Here is a 24,718-nt window from a genome sequence, read left to right as displayed (position 1 = left end):
AAATATCTTTAAGTTAAATCTAATCAGAAAAATAAGAAAACTACTATATGTTGTAGTTTTCCTATTAAGCTTATACATTATGTTACGATTATAGCGAAAAAAATCTATACATTCAATATTGACATTTAGAAATTTATAAATATAGTATGCTTAAATTTATCGATATAGTTATAAATACTAGAAAATACTATATGGGATGCATATATGATGATTTTGAATGCTATATCTCTTTTGAGAATAGTAAAATAGTACGTGGCACTATATAAAATTCCGTTCTATATCGTTCTATATACTATTGTGATTTATTTTATTAAAAGCATGTCATATATGTCCTATAATAGATATATAGTAAATAGGAGGTAAGACATGAAGTCTATTGTTATATATTCATCCCTTACGGGAAATACTAAACAAGTGGCAGAGGCTATTACTAGCGTATTGCCTGCAGGTACACCATGTGTATCTATGAAAGAAGTGCCGTCCGATATATCATCCTATGATCTTGTATTTGCAGGATTTTGGGTGGATAAAGGGACAGCTAATAAAGAGGCCCGTGATGTACTAGGCACATTGCATAATCCTCACATTGCTCTGTTTGCAACAGCTGGCGTACCACCGCAAATGGCACATGCTAAGGAGAGCTTAATTAATGCAGCAAATTGTTTACCTGATGGCGTAGAGCCTGTAGGAACCTTCATCTGCCAAGGTAAGGTAGATCCTAAGGTTATCGAAATGATGTACAAGATGTTCCCGAAAGGGCATAGCCATGGTCAATCTGCTGATCGCGATGCACGTCATAAACAAGCTGCAGTACATCCAAATGAAGACGATTTTAAAGCGGCCCAAGACTTTGCTGAAGATATCCTTACAAAGCTTGGATAATAATAAGAGCAGTACCCCTGTGGGGTACTGCTTTTGTCATATTATATATGATGTTGTAATTATTACTATATTGTATTATATGCTTAATTATAAAGTACATTAAATTTAAGTTTACGTGTATCGAATTGGTTTATGAAGTACGACGTAATTAATAACTTATATCCATTGCCTTCTATAATGACCGGATCGATAGCTGTTTTATCGACTGTAAGGAACTTATCATAAATATGATGAACCTCTGTTACTCCATTTGGTAGAGATACCTCTAAATCAAGGCCGTTGTTGAGGAACTTGAAGGAGATGGAGTCGAAGTTGGCAGACTCTACTTGGTATTCTTTAAGATCTTGTTCGTATACAATTAACTCGATGTTTTCAATGTATTTATCGTATCCTGCAATAGAGATAACCTTTGGTGCAGACAAAGCATCAAAATTGATATACTCGACGCGTCTGCCGTTTGTTGGGTTTGTATCTGGCAGTTTTAAATCATCTACAGGGACATATGGTGTGCCATAGTCCGTGAAGTTAGGGTCAAAGGTAGCAGCTATTGGTAGGCTTGCATGCCATTCGCCATCAACTTTAGTATAGGTCACAAATTCACGATACGTTGTATATCCTATGAATGGCGTCAAGAGAACAGTACCTAAGGCAAGAGCCAAAACTGTTGTGTGTACAGATGGTTTTAAACCCTTCACAAGAGAGTATACATTGTGTACTAAGAAGATTAAATTGAATGCACTCACGTAAATCGTATTGAGCCAGAGAACTGGTTCATTAATCACACGTTTACCGATAAGAGCTAAGCACAGTGTAGTTAACGTAATGAATAAGAAACATAGGATTTGCTGTGTTCTGCTACTTTCACTAGATCTAAAGCTAGCCAAGTAGAATAGGTAGAAAATGGCTACATACGGATAATAGGTATAGAAGAAACGCGTATCCTCTCGAAGCCCTAACAGGATCAAGACTAAATAGATATTAGCTAGAATGCCTGTAATAATGGACGCCTTAGGCAAGATGATGCCGAATACAACAGTAAAAAATGAGTTTGGTGCTGGAGGACCTGCGGGATCCTCTTTGTAAGAACATACCATAGATAGACAAATGAACATATTAATGGATGCGAGTACCTTAAAAATGGTTTCTTCAAAGCTGAATGGTTGGTCCACGATGATGAAGAAGAACCATAAACTCATGATGATAACAATGTTATATATCGTAGACGTAACAAGGGTGATGCCAATCCGTTTGATGCGGTTAATGATTTCACCGATGTAGTGTTCACTAGGCGATGTGAAATACAAGGCAATCATGGAGTACAGCCATAGGTACGATATATTTTCCGTAGCCAGTTCAATACCCCGCACATAGCCGTAGCTTTCGTGAATCATATAAAGGCCAACGCTGATTCCGATACTTACTAAGGTATATAAAATGGAAAACTTTCGAGCCCTTGTTATATAGCTTTGTAATATAACGATAAAGAAATACAGTGAGTATAGCTTAATGTCGACTTCGGCAAACCAATCTTGTTCAATATACAACGGTGTACATGAAAATACGGCAATTAATGCCAGCAATATAGGTGACTGCGTTGCAAGGTCCCGCAGCGAAGACCATAAATGTTTAATAGCAAATTTCATAGATGTTCTCTCCCTCTATAAATATAAATACCCCCTCTTATTATTAGTATACCTGTTTTCTGGTGAAAGCCCTATGAGGTTTTACATGCTTTTAAATATCCTTTACAATAACACTAAGAACTAGTTTTCAAAGAAAAGAGGTTATCACATGGAATTCTCTTATTTTTTACCTGTAAATATCCAATTTGGTTGGAATAAAGTAGATAATGTTGCTGAGTTTGTTGCACCGTACGGCAAGAAAGCACTTATTGTAACTGGTCGTACTAGTGCTAAAAAATCTGGTTTATATGACCGGGTGGTAGCAAAGCTTGATGCAGCTCATATCGGTCATGTATTGTTTGATCAAGTGGATGCCAATCCATTGACCACGACAGCCTTAGACGGCGCTGCGTTAGCTAAATCTGAAAGCTGTGATATGGTTATTGCTATCGGCGGTGGTTCCATCATGGACTGTGCTAAAGGGATTGCCTTTATGGCGGTGAATGAAGGCGATATTAACGACTATATTTTCAACCGTAAAGTTAGTGATAATGCATTGCCTCTTATTGTTATTCCAACGACTTGTGGTACCGGCTCTGAAGGTAACGGTTTTGGGGTGCTTACCAATCCTGAAACAGGTGATAAGAAATCCTTACGCTGCAATGCTATTGTGCCAAAGGTTTCTATTGTAGATCCTGCTGTAATGGGTACAATGCCACCTCATGTATTGGCATCTGTAGGCTTTGATGCACTATGCCACAACATCGAGGCCTATACCTCTAAAACAGCACAACCTTTCACCGATGCATTGGCTCATTATGCGGTGACATTATTAGCACAATATCTTGTACCTCTATATAAACATGTGAAAGCAACGGCGGAAGGCAAATCAGCTGTTCTCAACGAAATTCAGCTTACAAAAGCTTGGGAGTCCGTTACATTAGCTAGCACAATTGGGGGCATGGTTATTAACACAGCTGGTGTAACATTAGCACATGGTATGGAACATCCAGCCAGTGGCCTTAAAGATATTACCCATGGTGTAGGCCTTGCTGTTATTGAACCTGTTGCAGTGGAATATACATGGAGTGCAAACCCTGATAAATTTAGTGCCTTAGCTCGGATATTTAACCACGGAGATGGTTCCGAACTAGGCGAAGCATTACGCCTAATCGTACATGACCTAGACCTTACTACAAACCTTACAGAATTGGGCTTTACGAAAAAAGATATTCCATGGCTCGTAGATAATGTATACGTTGTAGCTACAGGCAATATAGCTAATACAGTAGCTGAAATAAGCCGTGAAGATATTGAAGCGTTGTATAAAAAGATGTTTTAAGTGCTGAAGATGTTTTAAGTGTTGTCATAATAGGAGAGAGTTTTGTTCGAAGGATTTTATGGCCTATTAACGGTTATGCTATGCGTGTTGTTTGCAATTGTGGTAGTGCTATTTAATATAGCGCCTATTACATATATTGTTTTTAGTATAGCCATATTGTTGAGTGTATTTTTACAATATAGGCGCTTTAAGAAACAGTCCATATCTGAAAAAAGGCACACTCAGTTGGCTTGGTGTTTGTATATTGCCTTTACCCTCAGCTTTTCTTGGTTAGTAAGCGATTGGTTTAGGTACGACTTAAAAACAAGCATTGAGGAATTTGATTCCTTCGAGTATAGTACCATGGATTGGACTCAAGGGTGGCCTAATAGTGGAGAGCTACCAGAGGGGTTAAAACGACCAGGAAAACTTCCCGACGGTATTTATAGAGCGTCTGCTTTTCGTAGTAGTTTAGCTTGGGCTAATGCATATCCAGAGAGATATACTGTACTTGAGGGGGACCCTGAAGTAATTGCACAATATGAGGCAATAGCAAAGCAAAATGCAGCCTATACAGCGCAAATTGATGCGGATGGTGTATTACGTGATTTAGATACTGGGGAGAAAAAGCGTTTTATATCTCACCCTAATAGCTATAATATTGTAGAGAGTATAGAAGAAGAATCCCTCAATTTGCCAGAACGGACTTTTATTGAGTGGCTACGCTTTGCACCTCGAAAAGAAACAAAAACAGTAGTCAAGGATACATATAATTCTACTCGAAATCATAGACTATATGTCTTTGTAGACGATGGGAATACTAAAAGACCTCATTTTGTGGAACTTTTGATCAGTAATGATGGGACACGAGCTGTGTTTTATCAATCTAAGTAATTTGAGTAGGTATTGTTGTGGAGAGCGTAAATGCAACAGTGTTTAATTTACTTAAAGAAATTGTTTTTTTCTGATCCTTATAGAAAGAGTATATGGTTTTTTATAATTCTTTGGGTATTAACATTTTTCTTCTCAGATTATATCTCGTATTCTGGGGTGTACTATCTGATTTTATTAATCGCCACGATTGTATTATTGCTTGAAAAATGTAGAGTTATTGATAGTGAGAAAACTGTACGTAAAAGATTTTTATCATATTTTTATGTTATCTTTTTTCTGTGTATGCTTCCTACATTAGCTGTTACCTTAGTGTTTTCTGCTGTAGGATTATCCCATTATGATACTCAACGGTGGCACTCTACATGGCCATCATCTAAAGCAGGTTATATTCCATCTCAATTGCAAGCGCCTAAGTCTTTACCAGAGAGTTTGAAAGTGGTTTCTTCTGCTGAGATAATAGGATTGGGTGGAAATTATAGTTGCTTAGTATTAGATGGTGATAAAGTAACGATTTCAAGGTATGAGGAAACTGTTAAATCTAATGCTTGGTATTCGTTTGTAAATGGCAGGGACAAGGATACTACAGTTGAAGCACTTAATTCGTTTACATATCCAAAAGATAAAAATGTATTGGTTAGTGACATAGATAATTATTATGAGATTATCACTATTCAACGACAAAACTGGAAATTATTTCCCTGGTTAATTGATGGCAGGCAGAGTGTCGGTGATGATCCTAATGAAGATTATTATTATAGTACTCGAGTATCAGCTGAGAAATATATAGTATATGTTGTTTACTATAACTTTGATCATGACCAGCCAAGAGTGATTTACTTTATGTTTAATCCGGAACGAACGCGAATGATTACTGTAGATATAGATATGTATCATTAGAGTTGGGCAGAGTTTGTATATAAAATTTGGAACAAAGGGGCTGTTTTGTTACAGCCCCTTTGATGATTCTACAAGTATTAAAAGGTACAATACTAGTAGAGATTGAAGTTTATTGTAGTGGTTGTTATAAAGCTAAGGAGTTGTATTGTGAAAAGAATATATTCATACCTTGCTGCACTGTTAATGATAAGTCTTATGGCTTCACAAGTACATGCAAAAGAGCAGATTACTCAAAGTGATATTTCTGGTAGTGCTAAAGAGAAGTGCGTTAGTAGTGAACAAACTAATGATAAGATTGAAGCTGATTTACAAAGACATTTAGAACGAATGAGGACCGAGGACATAGCAAAGGGGTATTTACGTGAAGAAGAAACGTATGCTCAAGAATTAAGTTTAATTCGGGGGAGATTGTATCATTCAACGGATAAGTTGATTCATGATGAGAAAAAGACTACTCTTTTATCGTATCCAGTGGGAAGCAAGGTTCCTTGTAAGAAGAATTTAAATGATATAGATTCATATACAGACATTATTACTCGTAAAGGCATGACATTCCGCATTCCCAAAGGTGCAGAGTTGAAGATGTTCTATATGTTAGATAACAATATTTTTATAGAGTATGAGATAGGAGATATTTGGTATTCTATTCAGATTATTCCTTTAGATGTAGATCATCCTGATAGTACAGATATAGAAAATAAAGTGCTTGTAGATAAAGAGTATAATTTTTATCATTCTTTACAAACATATTGGCGCATTTGGGGACCGTACTATGAACCAAATGATACTACTTATTCAGCGGTATGGAATAATGGCTTACCTGGAATATTAGTGGATTCATACCATCCAGATAAAAAATCTAGGTTACAATTTGTTACATACGATGGACGTTATGCTGTGTTTAATCAGCTTGAATATAAACCAAGCACTAGTCCTTTTACTCATGAGCAGTTAAGAAATACGATTGAATATTTTGATTCTAATAATAATCCAGAGTTTAAGGCTAAAAAGCATAGATTATTCCCTGATGAGAGGATAATTCGTATATATGAGTACTAGTACAAACCTTATATTACTAATTATATAATTTGTGTTATACTTTTATATAGAAAAATATCGAATTAATAGAAGGCTAGTTGGCATATTCTTTGCAGACTAGAGATTAGAATGAAAGATAAGTCAGTATTACCAATTGAGGAACAATTAAATAGATTTCTTCAACCAAAATGCCTAATCCCTGGCGGTCTAGGCTTGTGGGAGGAGTATTTCCGAAAGATTTGTACTGCTTGGGGCGAGATTAGTGGTGAAATTCGACCTCAGCATATCATATTTTCTGCTGATAATGGTTGTAATATGGAAGGCTATGTAGGTTATAACTATGAGGTGACACAAAAGCAGTCGCGTAATATGCTCTTGGGTCGTTCGTCGGCTACACAGTTTTGTAACTTTAACAACATTCCTTATGAAGTTGTGGATGTAGGAATTGCCTCAGATGATGGTATCGGAGTGGATCGCAAGGTCGCAAAGGGGACAAAGAATATATTAAACCACCCTGCTATGACTGAGGATGAATTTAATAGTGCCTTTCAAGCTGGCTATGAACGAGTTGAACATTATGTAAAGCAAGGGATAAATCTTTTTTCCTTTGGTGAAATGGGACTTGGTAATACGACGACTTCTGCCTGTGTGTTGTCTGCCTTAACTGGAGCTGATCCCACTGAAACAGTAGGACCTGGTTCTTGGCCGAATAAACCAGATTTGATGAAACGAAAAATTGATTTTGTGCGCGCTGTATTAGATAAGCATAAGGCTAGTATTGTTTCTGATAGTGAAGTTGAAAGAGTTCGTAAAATTGTAGCCCATGTAGGGGGCTTTGATATTGCTGCTATTCTTGGGGCTATGCTGGCTTGTGTTGAGTTTAAAAAGCCTTTTGTCATTGATGGCTTTATTACAGCTGTAGCGGCAGCTTGTGCGGTACATATGAACGAGCGCATTACAGACTATGCATTGCCGTCACATCATTCCCGCGAAAAAGGCACAGAGCTAGCTTTAGCAGAGGTAGATATTACACAAGACATGGTTCCTATTCAAGCCCACATGTCGATGGGGGAAGGGACAGGAGCTATCTTAATGGTTCAAATGTTGAAAACGACACAGCATATGTTTGTAAATGTAGGGACCTTTGCAGATTTGATGAAATTATAAGGAGAAAGAATGAAAATAAATAAATACTTTGATATACATTTTGAGCGCGCTGATGATGCAACTATCTCTAAAAGGTTGATAGGTGGGGCTAAGATTAAGGGACCTGCGTTGGTTACCCTGATTCTCTCCATATTTATCGCCTCTATTGGGTTGAATATGAATAGTACGGCAGTTGTTATTGGTGCTATGCTTATATCACCGTTGATGGGACCTATTTTAGCAACTGGTTTTGGCTTTGCTACGCTTAATTTTACAGTTGTAAAAAGCGGTATTTTAAGATTGTCCTTACAGGTTACGATTGCTGTTTTGGCATCTGCTTTATATTTTTATATTTCTCCCGTTCAGGCGGCTACATCTGAACTATTAGCACGTACAGAACCGAATATTTTTGATGTATTCATTGCTATATTTGGTGGGTTAGCTGGGATTATTGGGCAAACGCGTAAGACCTTAGATAATGTTATACCAGGTGTTGCGATTGCGACTGCACTTATGCCACCACTATGTACGGCAGGATATGGACTGGCTAATGGAAATTGGCAATATTTCATTGGGGCTGGCTATCTATTCTTTATAAATGCATTTTTCATCTTCTTTGCAGCTTTTATTGTTTTAAAGGGTGTATATAGTTTGCCATTCCATAAACAAGCAGAAGAGGTTAATCGTCGTAACCAGCTAATATTTCTCGTGATTGGTCTTATTATGGCTATACCAAGTATTTATGCAGGCTATGATATGACCATCAAGTATTCTGAGTCAAATCATATGGAGCAGTTTATTAAGAATGATATTAATCAAGAGGGACGTCGACAAGTAATTGATTATTCATTGGATCAAACGAATAAGCTAGTAGACATAGTAGTTATAGGAGCTCCTGTGACTTCAGAGGAGCAAGCCAAGTTGGATGACAAGTTACAGAAAGATGAGTACTTGCAGCCTTATACATTACGATTTGTTAATAGCGTAGATGAGAAAAAATCTACTATGGATAAGACGAACTTGAATAAATCTTCAGAGAATCTTGAAACATATAAAAACTTGAATAATCTATACCAGCCGACTTATCAATTAGTAAGTGAAACTATAAATACTATGAAAACGACAGAAGCTGAAGCAAAGGCGTTATTCCCGTTTGTAAGCAAAGTGGAAGGCATGCCTTTAATAGATAATCTAGAACAGCCTAAAGCGAGTCGCTATATGGTGATTATCCATACTACATCCACTATATCTGATGCAGATTTGGAACGAATAAAAGCTTGGTTAGAGGCTAAATTATCAGCGCCTGTAACTATTTCTGTGGAGCAAACAACGTCAACTCTATAAGTTGATTTTTGGATTTTGATTAGATTGTTTATTATATAGAGCGATATTTATAACGGTACTAAGTTTGATTGTACCCATTAGGTATATTACCTAGTAGTACGGGGAATCATCTTAGTACCGTTTTTATGTACTTGGCATAGCTAAATGTAATTACTCTTATCTTGCTATAGATTAAAGTTATATTATCTACGAATATTGTATACGTATGAGTCTTCGTCCGAGATGTAGGTTTTCATCGTAGATAGGAGGATTACATGAAAAAATGGTTAGCATTAGCAGCGACGGCCGTACTAGGTGCGTCCTTATTGATTAGTGGTTGTGGCTCTTCCACAAATAACGCGAGCTCTAGTGGCTCTAAAGAGGTATTAAAGGTAGCAGCAAATCCTGTACCTCATGCTGAAATTTTAGAACAAGTTAAACCTATTTTGGCTAAGGAAGGTGTAGACTTACAAATCGTTGAATTTACAGACTACATCCAACCAAATATGGCTCTATCTAGCCATGAAGTAGATGCAAACTTCTTTGCAAACGTACCTTACCAAAATAACTACAATAAAGATCATGGCACAAACTTTGTAAGCTTCGCACCAGTTCACATTGAACCATTGGCTATCTACTCTCAAAAAATTAAAGATTTGAAAGACTTGCCAAATGGCGCAAAAGTAGCAATTCCATCTGATCCAACAAACAGTGCTCGTGCACTTCTCTTGTTGCAAAGTGCAGGTTTAGTAACATTGAAAGATCCAACTGGTTTGACTAACACACCATTTGATATAACTAGCAATCCTAAAAATATTCAAATTACTGAGTTAGAAGCCGCTCAAATTCCTCGTTCCATCCAAGATTTAGATGCAGCAGTAATCAATGCTAACTATGCGTTGCCAGCTGGTCTTAATCCTACAAAAGATGGCTTATTCGTAGAAAAAGCTGACTCTCCATATGCAAATCTTCTTTCTGTTAACCTTGGTGATGAAAATAAACCAGCTATCCAAAAATTAGCTAAAGCATTACAATCTCCAGAAGTTAAGAAGTTTATCGAAGAACACTACAAGGGGGCTATCATCCCAGCGTTCTAATTGATCGTTAATAATATATGTATCTGAAATACCTTCTCATGACAAACTCTATAGATACGAAAAAGGCGTAACACCAATGGTGTTACGCCTTTTTTATTATATTATGGATGAATTGGTTTTGCATATTTTTTTCTATATGAATGAGGTGTTTCAGTGGTAGCCATTTTGAAAATTTTACAGAAATAACTAGTTCTGTTATAGCCCAATGTTTTACTGATCTGATTAACTGTTAGTTGGGAATATACTAATAGTTTTTTTGCTTCTTGTATGCGCAATAGTGTTATATATTGCACTACTGAAAGTCCTGTATCATCTTTAAAAATCTTAGAGAAGTAGGACTCACTTAAATGAATATGTTCCGAAATCCTTCTGAGCGACACGCGTTTGCCCAGATTTTTTTCTATATATAACATAGCCTTTCGAATTTCTGGACGATTAATAGGTCGTTCAGACTCCACAAAGTCTGGCAATTGTTCATAAGGCATCTCTTCTGCTATGGCATCGTTAAATGGGAAGTAGTGCTCTACCAAAATCCGTAAAACCTTTGTAGCACTGTAGATTTGTTCTGCTGTAAGAACTGGTAATGCCTGATATAGTGCACGAAGTTTGGTGTCATCATGCCAATCGGTTTGGGTAGGCAAAATAGGTTTGATTGTTGTATCTTCTGTTTTTGTTTGTCCTGCCATGATGAAGCCTAAGATGGCGCCATCTTTCATGATGGGCACGGAGAAATCTATAAGGCCCATATGACAGCGGTACGGACAGGAGGATAGTTCTTTTGTAGCATCTAGTCCACCATATAAGTCGCATTGATTGCAGCGTTTGGCGTAAGCTGGATTGCGTCTTACAACCTTGCAAAAAGGAGAAAAGTTATATTCTTGAGATAACACTTTTCCACGATTATTAACAAAAATAGCCGCAATCTTTGTTATGTTTGTAAAATCGCGCATGATTTCATTAATAAGCTTAGTATCTTCATTCGTACAAATCATGGTAAAACCTCCAATCACAAATGTGTTAAGAGGTCTAGTAAGCACACCGTTAAATAGCTCTACTTGCTCTCTATCTAATGGGACGGCTCTAAACCTGAGAAAAGAGAAAAGTGACATACCACCTAAAATTCATATACCTATAAAATTAAGTTATTTCTTGCTTTTATATGTATAAGTATAACAGGATTGTCGTATTTTAGTAATAGAAAAATCGCATTTTACGAATATACATAAAAAAGTTACATTTAATAATTTTTATAATAAAGGTAGATATAAGCCTTATAGTACATGTATTTAGAAAGGATTGAGTCCGATGGGTTGTGACTGAATAGCAAGGCATGCTCTATAGCAATATATGGTGTACAGAATCTAGGGTTGTATACATATGAATGGTTAAAGAAATGATAAAAAATATAAAATGGTATACCGCAACATAGTTTTCTGTACATAGATACTTTGATACTTTCATTATACGTATGGAGGGTATTATGGCGACAACATGTGGATTAACTGAATTTGTAGGGACTAGTAAAACTGGTGATACTATTGGTCTTGTAATTGCTAACGTAGATCAACAAGTATTAGATGCGATGAAACTAAAGAAAAAATATCGTTCCATCGGTATTTTAGGTGCTCGTACTGGTGCAGGCCCACACATTATGGCTGCTGATGAAGCAGTAAAAGCAACCAATACTGAAATTGTTAGTATTGAATTACCTCGTGATACTAAAGGTGGCGCAGGCCATGGGTCGTTAATCATTTTTGGTGGTGATGATGTATCCGATGTAAAACGAGCTATTGAAGTAGCATTAGCTGAAGTGGAACGTACTTTTGGCGATGTATACGCAAACGATGCTGGTCATATTGAACTTCAATATACAGCACGCGCTAGTCATGCAGTAAATGCAGCATTTGGCGCTCCTGAAGGTAAAGCTTTTGGCCTTATCGTAGGTGCTCCAGCAGCTATTGGCGTAGTTATGGCCGATGTAGCTGTTAAATCTGCAAACGTTGATGTAATCGGTTATGCATCTCCTTCTGCAGGTACAAGTAATTCTAACGAAGTAATTTTACAGATTTCTGGCGATTCTGGGGCTGTACGACAAGCGGTTATTTCTGCTCGTGAAGTAGGTAAACAATTGCTCGGTACTATGGGTGACGAACCAGTGAACGGAGCCCCTTCCTATATCTAATCTGAAAGGATGGTATGCCCTATGAAATCAAAACGTTTCGAAGTCTTAAGTCAACGTCCTGTCAATCAGGATGGTTATGTAAAGGAATGGGTAGAGGAAGGTTTTATAGCCATGGAATCTCCTCAAGATCCAAAGCCTAGCCTCAAAATCGAAGGTGGTCGCATCGTTGAACTCGATGGTAAACGCCGCGAAGATTTTGATCTTATCGATACATTTATTGCAAATTACGGTATCGTTCTCGATGGTGCTGAACAAGCAATGGCAAAGGATTCAAAAGAGATTGCTAATATGATGCTTACACCATCAGTACCTCGTGAAGAAATCGTTAAGATTTGTAAATCTATTACTCCAGCGAAAATGTTGGAAGTTGTTTCTTCTATGAACGTTGTTGAGATGATGCAATGTATGCAAAAAATGCGTGCTCGTCGTACAATGGCTAACCAAGCCCATGTAACGAACGTAAACGACAATCCAGTGCAAATCGCAGCCGATGCTGCGGAAGGTGCACTTCGTGGGTTCGCAGAAGAAGAAACAACAGTAGCCGTTGCTCGTTACGCACCACTCAATGCGATTAGCTTACTCGTAGGCTCTCAATGTGGTCGTCCAGGTGTATTGACACAATGCTCCTTGGAAGAAGCGACAGAATTGGAACTTGGCATGCGTGGCTTCACAGCATATGCAGAAACAATTTCCGTATATGGTACAGAAGACGTATTTACCGATGGTGATGATACACCTTGGTCTAAAGGATTCCTCGCATCTGCTTATGCCTCTCGTGGTCTTAAAATGCGCTTCACCTCTGGTACAGGTTCTGAAGTACAAATGGGCCAAGCAGAAGGTAAATCTATGTTGTACCTTGAAATCCGCTGCCTATATATTACAAAAGGCGCTGGCGTACAAGGTATCCAAAATGGTTCTGTAAGCTGTATCGGTATTCCAGCAGCTGTACCTTCTGGTATCCGCGCTGTATTAGCAGAAAACCTTGTAGCAGCTATGCTCGACCTAGAATGTGCATCTAGTAATGACCAAACATTCAGTCATTCTGATTTGCGTAGAACAGCTCGTACATTGATGCAATTTGCACCAGGTACTGACTTTATCTGTTCTGGTTATAGCTCTACACCAAACTATGACAACATGTTTGCTGGTTCGAACTGGGATGCAGAGGACTATGATGACTGGACAGTTATCCAACGTGACCTTAAGGTAAATGGCGGTCTTATCCCTGCTCGTGAAGAAGAAGTAGTAGCAGTTCGTAATAAAGCGGCTCGTGCACTACAAGCTTTATTCAAAGCATTAGGTTTGCCTCCGATTACAGATCAAGAGGTAGAGGCTGCTACTTATGCGAATGGCTCTAAAGATATGCCTCCTCGCGACAAGGTTGCAGATATTAAAGCGGCTCAAGACTTGTTGAACCGCGGTGTTACAGGTGTTGACTTTGTAAAAGGCTTAGCTAAAGAAGGTCATCCTGATGTAGCACAAAGTATTTTGAATCTATTAAAACAAAAAATCTCCGGCGATTACTTACAAACATCGGCCATCTTTGACCGTGATTTCAATGTTATCTCCGCGATTAACAATAGAAATGACTATCAAGGTGTTGGCACAGGTTATCGTGTGGAAGGTGAAGATTGGGAACGCATTAAAGATATTCCAAACGCCATTGATCCACGGGATATATAAGGAGGTGTCATGATGGCTGAAATTAACAGAGATGTATTACGTTCTATTATCCTAGACGTTTTACAAGAAATGGGTGGTGTTCATGAAGCACCACAATTCAAGGCTAGTGCTGGTAAAAGCACAACACCAAGTGCTACTCCTAGACATGAAGATCCAACTGGTGACGATAGCTGGCTCCAAACTGGTGGCCCTGCACAACCTGGTACAAGCGCAGATGAAGTGGTTATTGCTGTTGGCCCTGCCTTTGGCCGTAGTCAACGACAAACCATCGTTGGTGTACCGCATCAAGAGGTAATTCGCCAATTAGTAGCTGGTATCGAAGAAGAAGGTTTAAAAGCTCGTGTAATTCGCGTATACCGTTCCTCTGACGTAGCGGCCGTAGCCGTTGAAGGCGATTCTATTTCTGGATCTGGTGTATGCATCGGTATTCAATCTAAAGGTACTACTTTGATTCACCAACGGGACTTACAACCACTTTCAAACTTGGAATTATTCCCTCAAGCACCTCTATTAACAGCTGAAACATACCGCGCTATCGGTAAAAATGCTGCTAAATATGCTAAGGGCGAATCCCCAACACCAGTACCAACATTGAACGATCAAATGGCTCGTCCAAAATATCAAGCATTATCTGCATTGCTTCATATCAAGGAAACTAAGCATGTAGTAAAAGGTAAGCCAGCTGATGAAGTTCGTGTCACTGTATAAGGAGGTTTACTATGGCTAACGAATTAGAAGCCTTAATTCGGCAGATCGTATCTGAAATAGACGGGGCAAAGGGAAATACCACACAATACTCTGCGCCTCATACATCCTCTACACCTAATACAACAGTTGTAGATAGAGTGGTTACCATCGAGGATTATCCGATTGCTAAAAAACATCCAGAATGGATTGATCTTGGTCAAGGCCGAGATTTAAGCCATATTACGATGGATAACGTAATGGCCGGACATATTACAATGGACGATTTAAAAATTTCTCCATCTATTTTGAAAGCTCAAGGTCAAATTGCTAAGGCTGGGGGCCGAGATCAAATTGAACTCAACTTCTCCCGCGCCGCAGAAATGACGAAGGTAAGTGATAAACGTTTACTTGAAATGTATAATGCACTTCGTCCATATCGTTCTTCTAAACAAGAACTGTTAGATATTGCTAGCGAACTTGATGGTTTAGGGGCTCCAATTTGTGCAAACTTTGTACGAGAAGCTGCAGAAAATTACGAACGTCGTAAAAAACTTAAAGGTGATAATTAACCTATAGGAGATGTCATTATGAAACGAATTGTTGGCATCGATATCGGAAACTCTACAACAGAAGCGGCCTTGGCCGAAATTCATAGTAATGGAGAGGTAAAGTTCTTATCTTCTGCCATCGCTAGTACCACTGGTATTAAAGGAACACGCGAAAATATCGTAGGTCTCATGGATGCCCTCAAGTCGCTAATTAGGTCTGCTAATCTTACACTACGAGACATTGACTTAGTTCGCATTAATGAGGCTACACCAGTTATCGGCGATGTGGCCATGGAAACGATTACAGAAACCATAATTACGGAATCTACCATGATAGGGCACAACCCTAAAACACCAGGTGGCTTAGGTCTTGGTGTAGGGTATACCGTTCCCATTGAGCAACTAATTGATAAGCCACAAGGTCAGCCATACATCGTGGTAGCTTCAAAGATTATCGATTTTGAATTGATAGCACAGCTGATTAATGCATATTGCAAACGAGGTTATGATATTCGAGCTGCTATCCTTCAAGCCGATGACGGCGTACTCGTTAACAATCGATTGGATCATAAAATTCCTATCGTAGATGAGGTTGCGTATATCGATAAAATCCCAATGGGCATGCTTTCTGCCGTAGAGGTTGTAGAACCGGGGCAAGTGGTATCACAATTATCAAATCCTTATGGGATTGCCACTGTATTTGAGCTTTCACCAGAGGAAACAAAGAATATTGTACCTATCGCTAGAGCTCTTATCGGAAATCGCTCAGCTGTAGTCATCAAAACACCGGCAGGGGACGTTAAGGAGCGGGTAATACCGGCAGGATCCATCATTGTTATGGGGAATGATCGAACTGTATCCGTCGATGTATCTGCTGGGGCAGAGAGAATTATGGAAACCCTCGAATCTGTTCATCCTATCGATGATATCAGTGGTGAAGCAGGTACGAACGTAGGTGGCATGCTTGAAAAGGTTCGCCTTACAATGGCTCAATTGACGAATAAATCCCCGCAAGATGTATTCATCCAAGACTTGCTAGCCGTAGATGTAGCTGTTCCTATCAATGTAAAGGGTGGCCTTGCAGGTGAGTTCTCTATGGAACAAGCCGTAGGCATTGCCTCCATGGTTAAGTCAGATCATCTACAAATGGAAATCATTGCAAAGCAGGTAGAAAAAGAGCTAGGCGTACCAGTTGAAATCGGTGGTGAAGAGGCTGAATCAGCTATCTTAGGCGCTTTGACTACACCGGGGACAGCAAAACCAATGGCCATACTCGATCTAGGGGCAGGCTCAACTGATGCATCCATCATTAACCAAGAAGGAAAAATTAAAGCCATTCATCTTGCAGGAGCAGGAAATATGGTAACTATGCTCATCAATTCTGAACTTGGTTTAGAGGATATGCATATTGCAGAAGCCATCAAACGAGATCCATTGGCTCAAGTACTCAGTGTATATCACATTCGTCACGAAGATGGAACGGTGCAGTTCTTTAATGAACCACTTTCGGCAGCATTGTTTGGACGCGTTGTTATCGTAACGCCAGATGGGCTCGTTCCTGTAGAGCGAGATATCCCTCTAGAAAAGATTAAGCGTGTTCGTCAAACCGCAAAGAAACGGGTATTTGTCACAAACTCACTCCGCGCTTTGGCATCTGTTAGTCCTACTCATAATGTGCGAGATATACCATTTGTAGTTATCGTAGGTGGTTCTGCATTAGACTTTGAAATTCCTCAACTCGTAACTGATGCACTTTCACAATATGCATTAGTAGCGGGGCGAGGCAATATTCGAGGCGTTGAAGGGGCACGAAATGCGGTAGCAACAGGATTGGTATTATCCTATGTACAGAAGGGAGGCCTATGATGGATCAAAGTATCGTCAGTAAGCCAACCATATTGCTGTATGCTACAGAGCATATCAGTGAGGATATACTAAAACCCGTTCTATATGGAATTGAAGAGGAAGGTCTACCTGTTGTCATTGAGTCCCATAGTGGTACGCATATGACATTGGCTGACCTAGCATCTCGTAATTCCGCTTTATCTGTTGGGATAGGCGTTGATGATGAGGCGATTGTGTTGACCTATAAAAACATACCAATGCATCAATTTATTTATCGACTTACGGGTTATGCTCAATATCCAGATAGCTTACGCACCTTAGGTGTCAATGCAGCCCGCCTTGTAAAAGGTAATCCTTTCGTTTCCGATGAACGATTGGAAGTAGCTTTTTAAATCTAACTAACTTTAGAGGTGGTGCATATGGCTATTTATACGAAAACCGGTGATGCAGGTACAACGGCCTTATTTGATGGCACTAGAGTACCTAAAAATTCACTTCGTGTGGACACATATGGAACCTTTGATGAATTAAATGCACAGGTTAGTGTATGTGAGAAATTAGTCGTCTCACCAGACAATAAACATGTGCTTCACACATTACAACATCAGCTATTCCGCTTATGTGCGGAGGTAGCCACGCCTCATGTGGAAAATCTAAGTGAAAGTAGTAATCTAATTTCACAACAAGATATAAGCGAATTGGAATACATGATCGATGACTATACTAATCGATTGCCACAGCAACATAGCTTTATATTAAGCGGAAATTATCTATCTGCTGCAGAGCTACACGTGGCGCGTACTATTTGTCGTCGTGGTGAACGATTGCTTATAAGTTTAGGTTCTGTAGAACCTATTCGCGATGAGGTTCGTAAATTTATTAATCGACTATCTGATGCTCTATATATCATGGCTCGCATGGAAGACTATATACAATTTGTAGAAACAATTGTAGAACGCGTTTCAGAACGTGTAGCAACTAGTCGTAAGGAAATACTGACAGAAAGCAATCAATGCGTAAGTAATATAGAGCATACTGCTGAAAGTGGAGTTATTGATATGTCAACTGGAACAGAGTTAGAACATATTATGACGAAGCTTTCACAAGCGGCATTGGACTACGCTCAGTCCATAGGCGTACCTATCGTTGTATCTATAGTAGATGCAAACGGTGTATTAATGTATTTCCAACGTATGTCAGATGCATTGCTCATCAGTAACGACATCGCACAGGCAAAGGCGTATACTGCAGTAGCTCTCAAAGCGGCAACTCATGAAGTACATCAAAGTGCACAGCCTGATGGCGATCTATTCAACATTGAATCCATGGTAAATCGTAAAATCTGTACCTTTGGTGGAGGTTATCCGATTATCATCGACGGCGAAATTGTCGGTGGTTTCGGCATTAGCGGTGGCACTGTGGCAGAAGATATGGACATTGCATCTCATGCATTACAATCTCTGTTAACTCAATGAGGTGAAAACAATGGACGTAACGCAAATGTATATTAGTGAGTTTGTTGGTACTGCCGTTTTAATTGCATTTGGTAATACTACCAATGCATCTATCTTGTTAAAGAAAACCATTGTTAGTATTTTTGGTACTAACTGGCTACACATTATCTTCGGATGGGCATTTGCCGTAGCCTTTGGTGTATATGTAGGGATTACACTTGGTGGCCCTGGGCATTTGAATCCTGCCGTTACCTTTGCTCTTGCTGTAGCAGGTATATTCCCTTGGGATCAAGTCATTCCAATGTCCATAGCTCAAATTGCAGGTGGTTTTACAGGTGCTGCCATTGCTGCATTGTTCTATTATCCACACTTTAAAGTAACCGGTCCTGACGAAGGAAACTGTGTAGGGATTTTTGCAACAGGTCCAGCAATCGATAATAAACCTTTCAATTTGATATCTGAGATTATAGCAACATTTATGTTTATGCTAGCGATTCTCTGCTTAGGAAAAATGGCCGATGGTTTAGCACCTATGGTCATCGGTATTTTGGTAGCATCCATTGGTATGTCCTTTGGTGCAACTACTGGATATGCATTAAATCCAGCCCGTGACTTTGGTCCACGGTTAGCATATTTCTTATTACCGATTCCTAATAAGGGAACTGCGAACTGGCAATATGCATGGGTACCATTTATTGGTCCATTGATTGGGGCAGGTTTAGCTGTGTTGTTCTTCCAATTAGTGGCACCTTAACTATAGCTAGAGTATATAAAACAACGACAAACTATAACATGTCAGTATAGTTTAAAGAATACATATTACATTAGGAGGAGATTATATGGCCTTTCAAGAGGTAATTGATGCAAAACAGCGCATCATTCAAGAGTTTGTACCCGGAAAGCAGGTTACGATAGCTCATGTTATTGCCAATCCTAAGCCAGATCTATTTAGAAAAATGGGGCTTGAGGAAAAAGGACGCAATGCTATTGGAATTCTTACCATAACACCTGGCGAAGGGACCATTATTGCAGCCGATATTGCAAGTAAATCTGGTGATATCGAAATCGGTTTCATCGATAGATTTTCGGGGGCACTTCTCATAACTGGTGATGTATCTGCTGTTGAATCTGCTTTGCGCAGCGTAATTGAAGGTCTGCAACGCATATTAGGATTCTTTCCAACGGATTTAACAAGATCCTAATGAAAGGGTAATTATGAGCACCGAAAAGAAAGAAAAACGTATCCTTCTAGTAGGTCGTAGCGGTTGTGGTAAGACTACATTAGCAGATACGATTACTCATGGCTCGGCTACGTATCATAAGACACAAGCCATAACGAGAGTGGGAAACTTCATCGATACCCCTGGAGAATATATGGAGAATCCTAATTACTATCGAGGCATTATCTTGCACGCCTATGATGCGGACGTAGTGATTTTCATGATTCCTGCAGGTGATGAAACAACCATATTCCCACCAAACTTTGGAAACTCCTTAAATCGCGAGGTTATAGGGGTTGTATCAAAGGTGGACACGGGTAAAGATGTTGAGGCGCCTCGGCGCAATCTTAAACTAGCGGGAGCCACTAATATTTTTGAAATATCAGTTCACGACGAAGAGTCGTTAAAACAATTATGTAACTACATATACGGTTAGTTGAAAGAAGGTTTTTCCATGGACAAAGTGTTTGAAGAACAACTTAATCAATTTATTTTAAATAAGGCGATCATTCCAAAAAGCTTGGGTCTATGGGAACGATATTTCAAAAAAATGTGTCTCGCTTGGCAAGATATGAAACCTGAGATTCAGGCTCAGCATATTATCTTTTCTGCAGATAATGGTATTTCCGTAGATGGTCTAATCGGTTATAACTATGAGATTACTCGTAAACAGTCTCAGAATATGATTGATGGTAAAAGTGCAGTTGCTAATTACTGTATCTTTAACCATATTCCTTATGAAGTGGTAGATGTAGGCATTGCGTGCCCACAAGGTATTGGGATAAATCGAAAGGTAGCTCAAGGCACAAAGAATATATTAGATGGTGCTGCTATGAGTGATGAAGAGTTTGACCTAGCATACCAAGCTGGATATAACCGAGTTGTTTACTATGCAGAATCGGGTATCAATCTATTTTCCTTTGGCGAAATGGGTGTTGGTAATACAACTACTTCAGCAGCTGTTCTGAGTGGCCTTACAAAACTAGACCCACGGATAACTGTAGGTCCTGGATCTGGCCCTGATGAAGAGGCCTACATGAATCAAAAAAGAGAGTTTGTACGTACTGCACTATCTCATCATAAGGGACACTTAAATAGTCCTAAAGAGGTAATTAGCCGCGTAGGAGGCTTTGATATAGCCGCTATTACAGGTGCTATGGTGGCTTGTACAGACTTACATATCCCATTTGTAATCGATGGATATATTACAGCCGTTGCCATGGCTTGTGCTACTCAAATGAATGGAGACGCTCCATTATACGGTATTCCATCTCATTATTCTCGCGAGGTAGGGATGGCCGCAGCATTGGCTTATGCAAATATTCGTCTTGATGAAGTTCCAATCCATGGACAAATGGCGTTAGGTGAAGGTACTGGTGCTGTACTCATGGTACAACTACTTAAAACAGCGCACTTTGCCTTTATGAATATAGGTACTATGGTGGAACTATTAGAAAAATAAATTTGTAATCTTTATTCTATGTTTTGTAAAAGGAGAGAAAACAGATGACACAAGAAGCATTAGGTATGGTGGAAACTAAGGGTCTAGTAGGCGCTATTGAAGCAGCTGATGCAATGCTTAAAGCAGCTAATGTGGAACTCGTAGGCAATGAAAAAATTGGCTCTGGTCTCGTTACTGTTATGGTTCGTGGTGATGTAGGTGCTGTAAAAGCTGCTGTAGACGCAGGTGCAGCTGCTGCAGAACGGGTAGGTGTTGTTATCTCTACTCATGTAATTCCAAGACCACATAAAGATGTAGAAGGTATTTTACCAACAAAGGGTGAATAATTATGGCCGATACTAAAAGTATGGTAGATGAGATTTTAAAGCGCGTATTGATGCGTATCGATAGTGCTGATTTAAGCACAACTTCAGGCGCGACTAGTAATGCATCATGTGCTTCGGCACCTGTAAGTTCACCTGCTGTAAGTCAACTACAAACTTCTATGATTACTGAACACGTAGGTAGCACTACAACAGGCGATACGATTGGTCTCGTAATTGCCAATGTTGATAGTCAAGTATTGGAAGCTATGAAGCTCACTAAGTCATATCGATCCATCGGTATCTTAGGTTCACGTACAGGTGCAGGGCCGCAAATTATGGCCGCTGATGAAGCTGTAAAAGCAACGAATACAGAGATTGTTAGCATTGAACTGGCCCGTGATATGAAAGGTGGCGCTGGTTCTGGTTCCCTTATCATATTTGGTGGCGATGACGTATCCGATGTAAGACGTTCTGTGGAAGTAGCATTACGTGAATTAGAACGCACCTTTGGCGAAGTATATATGAATGACGCAGGCCATGTGGAGGTCCAATATACAGCGCGTGCAGGAGAAGCCTTAGTCACTGCTTTTGGGACACCAGAAGGTAAAGCCTTTGGGTTATTAGTAGGTGCCCCAGCAGCAATAGGTGTAGTTATGGCAGATACAGCAGTTAAATCAGCTAATGTAGATGTGGTAGATTATCAGTCTCCATCGAGCTCAGATATGTCAAATGAAGTTGTTTTACTAATTTCTGGTGACTCTGGCGCTGTTAAACAAGCTGTAAAAGCAGCACGTGATGTGGGGTTAGCGTTACTAGAAACTATGGGAGAAAGACCTAAAAACAAAGGTAATGCTTACATTATCTAATGAATAAACGTCGGGAGGTGGCATGGTGAAAGATTCACTAGGGTTACTAGAAGTAGCTGGTTTGCTGGGGGCTATCACCGCATCAGATGCAATGGTTAAAGCTGCAAATGTACGGCTCATAGGAATAGAAAAGGCGAGAGGACTTGGCTGGATGACCGTAAAGGTAACTGGTGATGTGGCAGCTGTTGAAGCAGCTGTTCAAACAGGTGTGGCGATTACAAAAGGTATGAACTTGTATGTAGCTCACAAAGTAATTCCTCGACCTGCAGAAGGCTTAGTCGAATCCTTTAATGATGATTTTACAGATAAGCCGGCTAAGGTAGCTGATGAAACAGAGAAACCCCAATTAGATAAAAAGGTTGTTGAGGTGTTAGATGAGATAGTATCTACGATCATGGAACCGAAAAGTTCTAAATCAACAGGTACAAAGAAAATAACACCAAAGAAAAACACTAAAAAGAAATAAAGTAGTAAATAATAAAGGAGATTATCATGAATAACGCATTAGGCATGGTAGAAACAAAAGGTTTAGTAGGCGCAATTGAAGCGGCTGACGCAATGGTAAAAGCAGCTAACGTTACATTAGAAGGTACTGAAAAAATCGGTTCCGGTCTTGTAACAGTAATGGTTCGCGGTGATGTAGGCGCTGTAAAAGCAGCTGTTGATGCAGGCTGTGCAGCAGCACAAAAAGTAGGTGAAGTAGTATCTACTCATGTAATTCCACGCCCTCATAGCGATGTAGAATTGATCTTACCTAAGAAAGGATAATAGCTTATGGATCGGGAACAGATTCGTGCTATCGTACGAGAAGTGATCGAAGCCATGTTCGAATCGTCCATTCCCGTAGGTGTGAGCAATAGACATGTCCATCTATGTCAGGAGGACTGGGATATATTATTCCCTGACCAGGCTATTACTAAAAAAAGTGACTTAAAACAAACTGGAGAATTTGCTTCAGAACAAACAGTTACTTTAGTGGGGCCTAAAGGGGTCATTCAAAATGTCCGCGTATTAGGTCCCCTTAGAAAACAGTCACAAGTAGAGGTATCTTTGACCGATGCTCGTGCATTGGGTATAAAACCTCCTATTGTGCTATCTGGTCATTTAGAATCAGCCGTAGAGATTACTTTATGTACGGAAAACGGGGAAATTACAAAACCTATTTGCATCGTTGCAAAACGACATATTCATATGTCACCTGATGATGCAAAACGGCTTAATGTAAACGATGGCGATAGCGTTAATGTTGAACTTCAAACGCCAGAACGCACTACTGTATTTGGTGATGTCATCGTTCGGGCTGTACCTGGTTTTGTCCTAGAATTCCATATTGATACAGATGAGGCAAACGCTGCCAATGTACAAGGTACAGTGATGGCGAGAATTGTACAGTAAAGTAGGTGATATGATGAAAGGTTTGAAAAAGGCAAATAATACCTTGCAAGAGTTCTCTGATCTTGTAGAGTCCAAACAAGTGAGCTCTCATAATCAAAAGAATTTACGCGTAGGCATTGACCTTGGTACATCATCTATTGTCCTATCCGTAGTAAACGATAAAGGTAAACCTATATATGGTGCTTTTGAATACAACGAATCTATTCGAGATGGCCTTGTAGTTGACTATGTGGGAGCTGTTACAATTACGAGAGCTTTAAAGGCTAAGGCGGAAGCCGCCTTAGGCACAGAGCTTGTATATGCCGCAGCAGCTGTTCCACCTGGAACGATAGGCAAGAATAAAGAGGTAGTAGGTCATGTTCTTGAAAGTGCCGGTTTTGAAGTAACCTGCATTTTAGACGAGCCTACCGCTGCTGCTAATGTGCTCGGAATCACCGATGGCGCTGTTATCGACGTCGGTGGTGGTACTACGGGCATAAGCATTTTAAAAGATGGCCGAGTTGTATATACCGTAGATGAGCCTACAGGAGGCACCCATATGAACCTTGTAATTAGCGGGGCCTATGGCATCTCTATTCCTGAAGCGGAGGCCTATAAGCGCAATGAAGCAAATAAACGCGATGTATATGCAACCATACGGCCTGTGGTTGAAAAAATGGCAGCTATTTCTAAGCGTGCGTTACAAGAGGGTGGCTATGAAAAGGGGACTCCCATTGTTGTTGTAGGTGGTGCTTCTAATTTTGAGGAGTTTACAAAAACTTTCAGTCAATATATAGGATTACCCGTAGATAAGCCATTATACCCAGAGTTTGTAACGCCCTTAGGGATTGCCATGGGAAGTGAGCATTAAT

At 39.6% G+C, this 24,718-nt stretch carries 27 protein-coding genes; 25 read left to right on the top strand and 2 right to left on the bottom strand.

Annotation, left to right across the window (positions count from 1 at the left end; all coding sequences use genetic code 11):
- Positions 1-366: 366 nt before the first annotated feature.
- On the top strand, positions 367-882 hold the full coding sequence (locus tag VEIT17_RS08350) for a flavodoxin family protein (RefSeq protein WP_178885623.1): 516 nt from the start codon (positions 367-369) through the stop codon (positions 880-882).
- A gap of 83 nt (positions 883-965) precedes the next feature.
- Here the strand turns inward: VEIT17_RS08350 and VEIT17_RS08345 are convergent, their stop codons facing one another.
- Positions 966-2,525 (bottom strand): hypothetical protein, encoded by a 1,560-nt coding sequence (locus VEIT17_RS08345; RefSeq protein WP_178885621.1) that lies wholly within the window; start codon positions 2,523-2,525, stop codon positions 966-968.
- A 148-nt stretch (positions 2,526-2,673) separates the two neighbouring features.
- On the opposite strand from VEIT17_RS08345, the gene VEIT17_RS08340 reads away from it, so the two are divergent.
- The 7 genes from VEIT17_RS08340 (at position 2,674) to VEIT17_RS08310 (ending at position 10,220) form a co-directional block, all read left to right on the top strand.
- Entirely contained in the window at positions 2,674-3,846 is a 1,173-nt protein-coding gene (locus VEIT17_RS08340) for an iron-containing alcohol dehydrogenase (RefSeq protein WP_178885619.1), read from the top strand.
- Positions 3,847-3,921: 75 nt separating this feature from the next.
- Positions 3,922-4,719, top strand: a complete 798-nt coding sequence (locus VEIT17_RS08335) for a hypothetical protein (protein ID WP_420031278.1) — start codon at positions 3,922-3,924, stop codon at positions 4,717-4,719.
- A 30-nt stretch (positions 4,720-4,749) separates the two neighbouring features.
- Entirely contained in the window at positions 4,750-5,616 is an 867-nt protein-coding gene (locus VEIT17_RS08330; RefSeq protein WP_178885616.1) for a hypothetical protein, read from the top strand.
- Between the two features lie 147 nt (positions 5,617-5,763).
- Positions 5,764-6,675 (top strand): hypothetical protein, encoded by a 912-nt coding sequence (locus tag VEIT17_RS08325; protein ID WP_178885614.1) that lies wholly within the window; start codon positions 5,764-5,766, stop codon positions 6,673-6,675.
- A gap of 108 nt (positions 6,676-6,783) precedes the next feature.
- On the top strand, positions 6,784-7,821 hold the full coding sequence (locus VEIT17_RS08320) for a nicotinate-nucleotide--dimethylbenzimidazole phosphoribosyltransferase (RefSeq protein WP_178885612.1): 1,038 nt from the start codon (positions 6,784-6,786) through the stop codon (positions 7,819-7,821).
- Between the two features lie 9 nt (positions 7,822-7,830).
- The gene (locus VEIT17_RS08315; RefSeq protein ID WP_178885610.1) at positions 7,831-9,144 is read left to right on the top strand and encodes a DUF389 domain-containing protein; all 1,314 of its coding nucleotides are present in this window, start codon (positions 7,831-7,833) and stop codon (positions 9,142-9,144) included.
- Positions 9,145-9,398: 254 nt separating this feature from the next.
- A complete protein-coding gene (locus VEIT17_RS08310) occupies positions 9,399-10,220 on the top strand; it encodes a MetQ/NlpA family ABC transporter substrate-binding protein (RefSeq protein ID WP_178885608.1) in 822 nt (273 codons plus the stop codon).
- Positions 10,221-10,321: 101 nt separating this feature from the next.
- Here the strand turns inward: VEIT17_RS08310 and VEIT17_RS08305 are convergent, their stop codons facing one another.
- The gene (locus tag VEIT17_RS08305) at positions 10,322-11,212 is read right to left on the bottom strand and encodes a PocR ligand-binding domain-containing protein (protein ID WP_178885606.1); all 891 of its coding nucleotides are present in this window, start codon (positions 11,210-11,212) and stop codon (positions 10,322-10,324) included.
- Positions 11,213-11,700: 488 nt separating this feature from the next.
- Here VEIT17_RS08305 and pduB (VEIT17_RS08300) point away from each other — a divergent pair, with 488 nt between their 5' ends.
- From pduB (VEIT17_RS08300) to eutJ, 17 genes are all read left to right on the top strand, one after another.
- Positions 11,701-12,402 (top strand): propanediol utilization microcompartment protein PduB, encoded by a 702-nt coding sequence (gene pduB, locus VEIT17_RS08300; RefSeq protein WP_038124004.1) that lies wholly within the window; start codon positions 11,701-11,703, stop codon positions 12,400-12,402.
- 21 nt (positions 12,403-12,423) lie between these two features.
- A complete protein-coding gene (locus VEIT17_RS08295; RefSeq protein WP_178885604.1) occupies positions 12,424-14,085 on the top strand; it encodes a propanediol/glycerol family dehydratase large subunit in 1,662 nt (553 codons plus the stop codon).
- Between the two features lie 9 nt (positions 14,086-14,094).
- The gene (locus VEIT17_RS08290; RefSeq protein ID WP_119206723.1) at positions 14,095-14,793 is read left to right on the top strand and encodes a propanediol/glycerol family dehydratase medium subunit; all 699 of its coding nucleotides are present in this window, start codon (positions 14,095-14,097) and stop codon (positions 14,791-14,793) included.
- Between the two features lie 11 nt (positions 14,794-14,804).
- Positions 14,805-15,341 (top strand): diol dehydratase small subunit, encoded by a 537-nt coding sequence (locus VEIT17_RS08285; RefSeq protein WP_060924424.1) that lies wholly within the window; start codon positions 14,805-14,807, stop codon positions 15,339-15,341.
- An 18-nt stretch (positions 15,342-15,359) separates the two neighbouring features.
- Positions 15,360-17,186, top strand: a complete 1,827-nt coding sequence (locus VEIT17_RS08280; protein ID WP_178885602.1) for a diol dehydratase reactivase subunit alpha — start codon at positions 15,360-15,362, stop codon at positions 17,184-17,186.
- The gene (locus VEIT17_RS08275; protein ID WP_119206722.1) at positions 17,183-17,557 is read left to right on the top strand and encodes a glycerol dehydratase reactivase beta/small subunit family protein; all 375 of its coding nucleotides are present in this window, start codon (positions 17,183-17,185) and stop codon (positions 17,555-17,557) included. The genes VEIT17_RS08280 and VEIT17_RS08275 overlap by 4 nt, the downstream gene beginning before the upstream one ends.
- Before the next feature lie 27 nt (positions 17,558-17,584).
- On the top strand, positions 17,585-18,640 hold the full coding sequence (locus VEIT17_RS08270) for a cob(I)yrinic acid a,c-diamide adenosyltransferase (protein WP_178885600.1): 1,056 nt from the start codon (positions 17,585-17,587) through the stop codon (positions 18,638-18,640).
- A gap of 10 nt (positions 18,641-18,650) precedes the next feature.
- Positions 18,651-19,373, top strand: a complete 723-nt coding sequence (locus tag VEIT17_RS08265) for an MIP/aquaporin family protein (RefSeq protein ID WP_105089788.1) — start codon at positions 18,651-18,653, stop codon at positions 19,371-19,373.
- Positions 19,374-19,458: 85 nt separating this feature from the next.
- Entirely contained in the window at positions 19,459-19,821 is a 363-nt protein-coding gene (gene eutS / locus VEIT17_RS08260) for an ethanolamine utilization microcompartment protein EutS (RefSeq protein WP_038117203.1), read from the top strand.
- A 13-nt stretch (positions 19,822-19,834) separates the two neighbouring features.
- A complete protein-coding gene (locus tag VEIT17_RS08255) occupies positions 19,835-20,275 on the top strand; it encodes a EutP/PduV family microcompartment system protein (RefSeq protein ID WP_129823408.1) in 441 nt (146 codons plus the stop codon).
- Positions 20,276-20,293: 18 nt separating this feature from the next.
- On the top strand, positions 20,294-21,301 hold the full coding sequence (locus VEIT17_RS08250; RefSeq protein WP_178885597.1) for a nicotinate-nucleotide--dimethylbenzimidazole phosphoribosyltransferase: 1,008 nt from the start codon (positions 20,294-20,296) through the stop codon (positions 21,299-21,301).
- A gap of 44 nt (positions 21,302-21,345) precedes the next feature.
- Entirely contained in the window at positions 21,346-21,627 is a 282-nt protein-coding gene (pduA, locus tag VEIT17_RS08245; RefSeq protein ID WP_008602344.1) for a propanediol utilization microcompartment protein PduA, read from the top strand.
- A 2-nt stretch (positions 21,628-21,629) separates the two neighbouring features.
- Entirely contained in the window at positions 21,630-22,472 is an 843-nt protein-coding gene (pduB, locus tag VEIT17_RS08240) for a propanediol utilization microcompartment protein PduB (protein ID WP_178885595.1), read from the top strand.
- Positions 22,473-22,494: 22 nt separating this feature from the next.
- Positions 22,495-22,938, top strand: coding sequence for a BMC domain-containing protein (locus VEIT17_RS09880; RefSeq protein WP_178885593.1), 444 nt, complete (start codon positions 22,495-22,497; stop codon positions 22,936-22,938).
- Between the two features lie 26 nt (positions 22,939-22,964).
- Positions 22,965-23,240 carry a propanediol utilization microcompartment protein PduA gene (pduA, locus tag VEIT17_RS08230; protein ID WP_005385294.1) on the top strand — a complete coding sequence of 92 codons (276 nt, stop codon included), beginning with the start codon at positions 22,965-22,967 and terminating at the stop codon, positions 23,238-23,240.
- A gap of 6 nt (positions 23,241-23,246) precedes the next feature.
- On the top strand, positions 23,247-23,867 hold the full coding sequence (pduL, locus tag VEIT17_RS08225) for a phosphate propanoyltransferase (RefSeq protein WP_178885590.1): 621 nt from the start codon (positions 23,247-23,249) through the stop codon (positions 23,865-23,867).
- 10 nt (positions 23,868-23,877) lie between these two features.
- A complete protein-coding gene (eutJ, locus tag VEIT17_RS08220; RefSeq protein ID WP_129823482.1) occupies positions 23,878-24,717 on the top strand; it encodes an ethanolamine utilization protein EutJ in 840 nt (279 codons plus the stop codon).
- Position 24,718: the final 1 nt, after the last annotated feature.

It is taken from the genome of Veillonella nakazawae (assembly GCF_013393365.1).
GTDB classification, from domain to species: Bacteria; Bacillota; Negativicutes; order Veillonellales; family Veillonellaceae; genus Veillonella; species Veillonella nakazawae.
The sequence above is the reverse complement of the archived record's forward strand: the minus strand, read 5'-3'. Positions and strand labels throughout refer to the sequence as shown.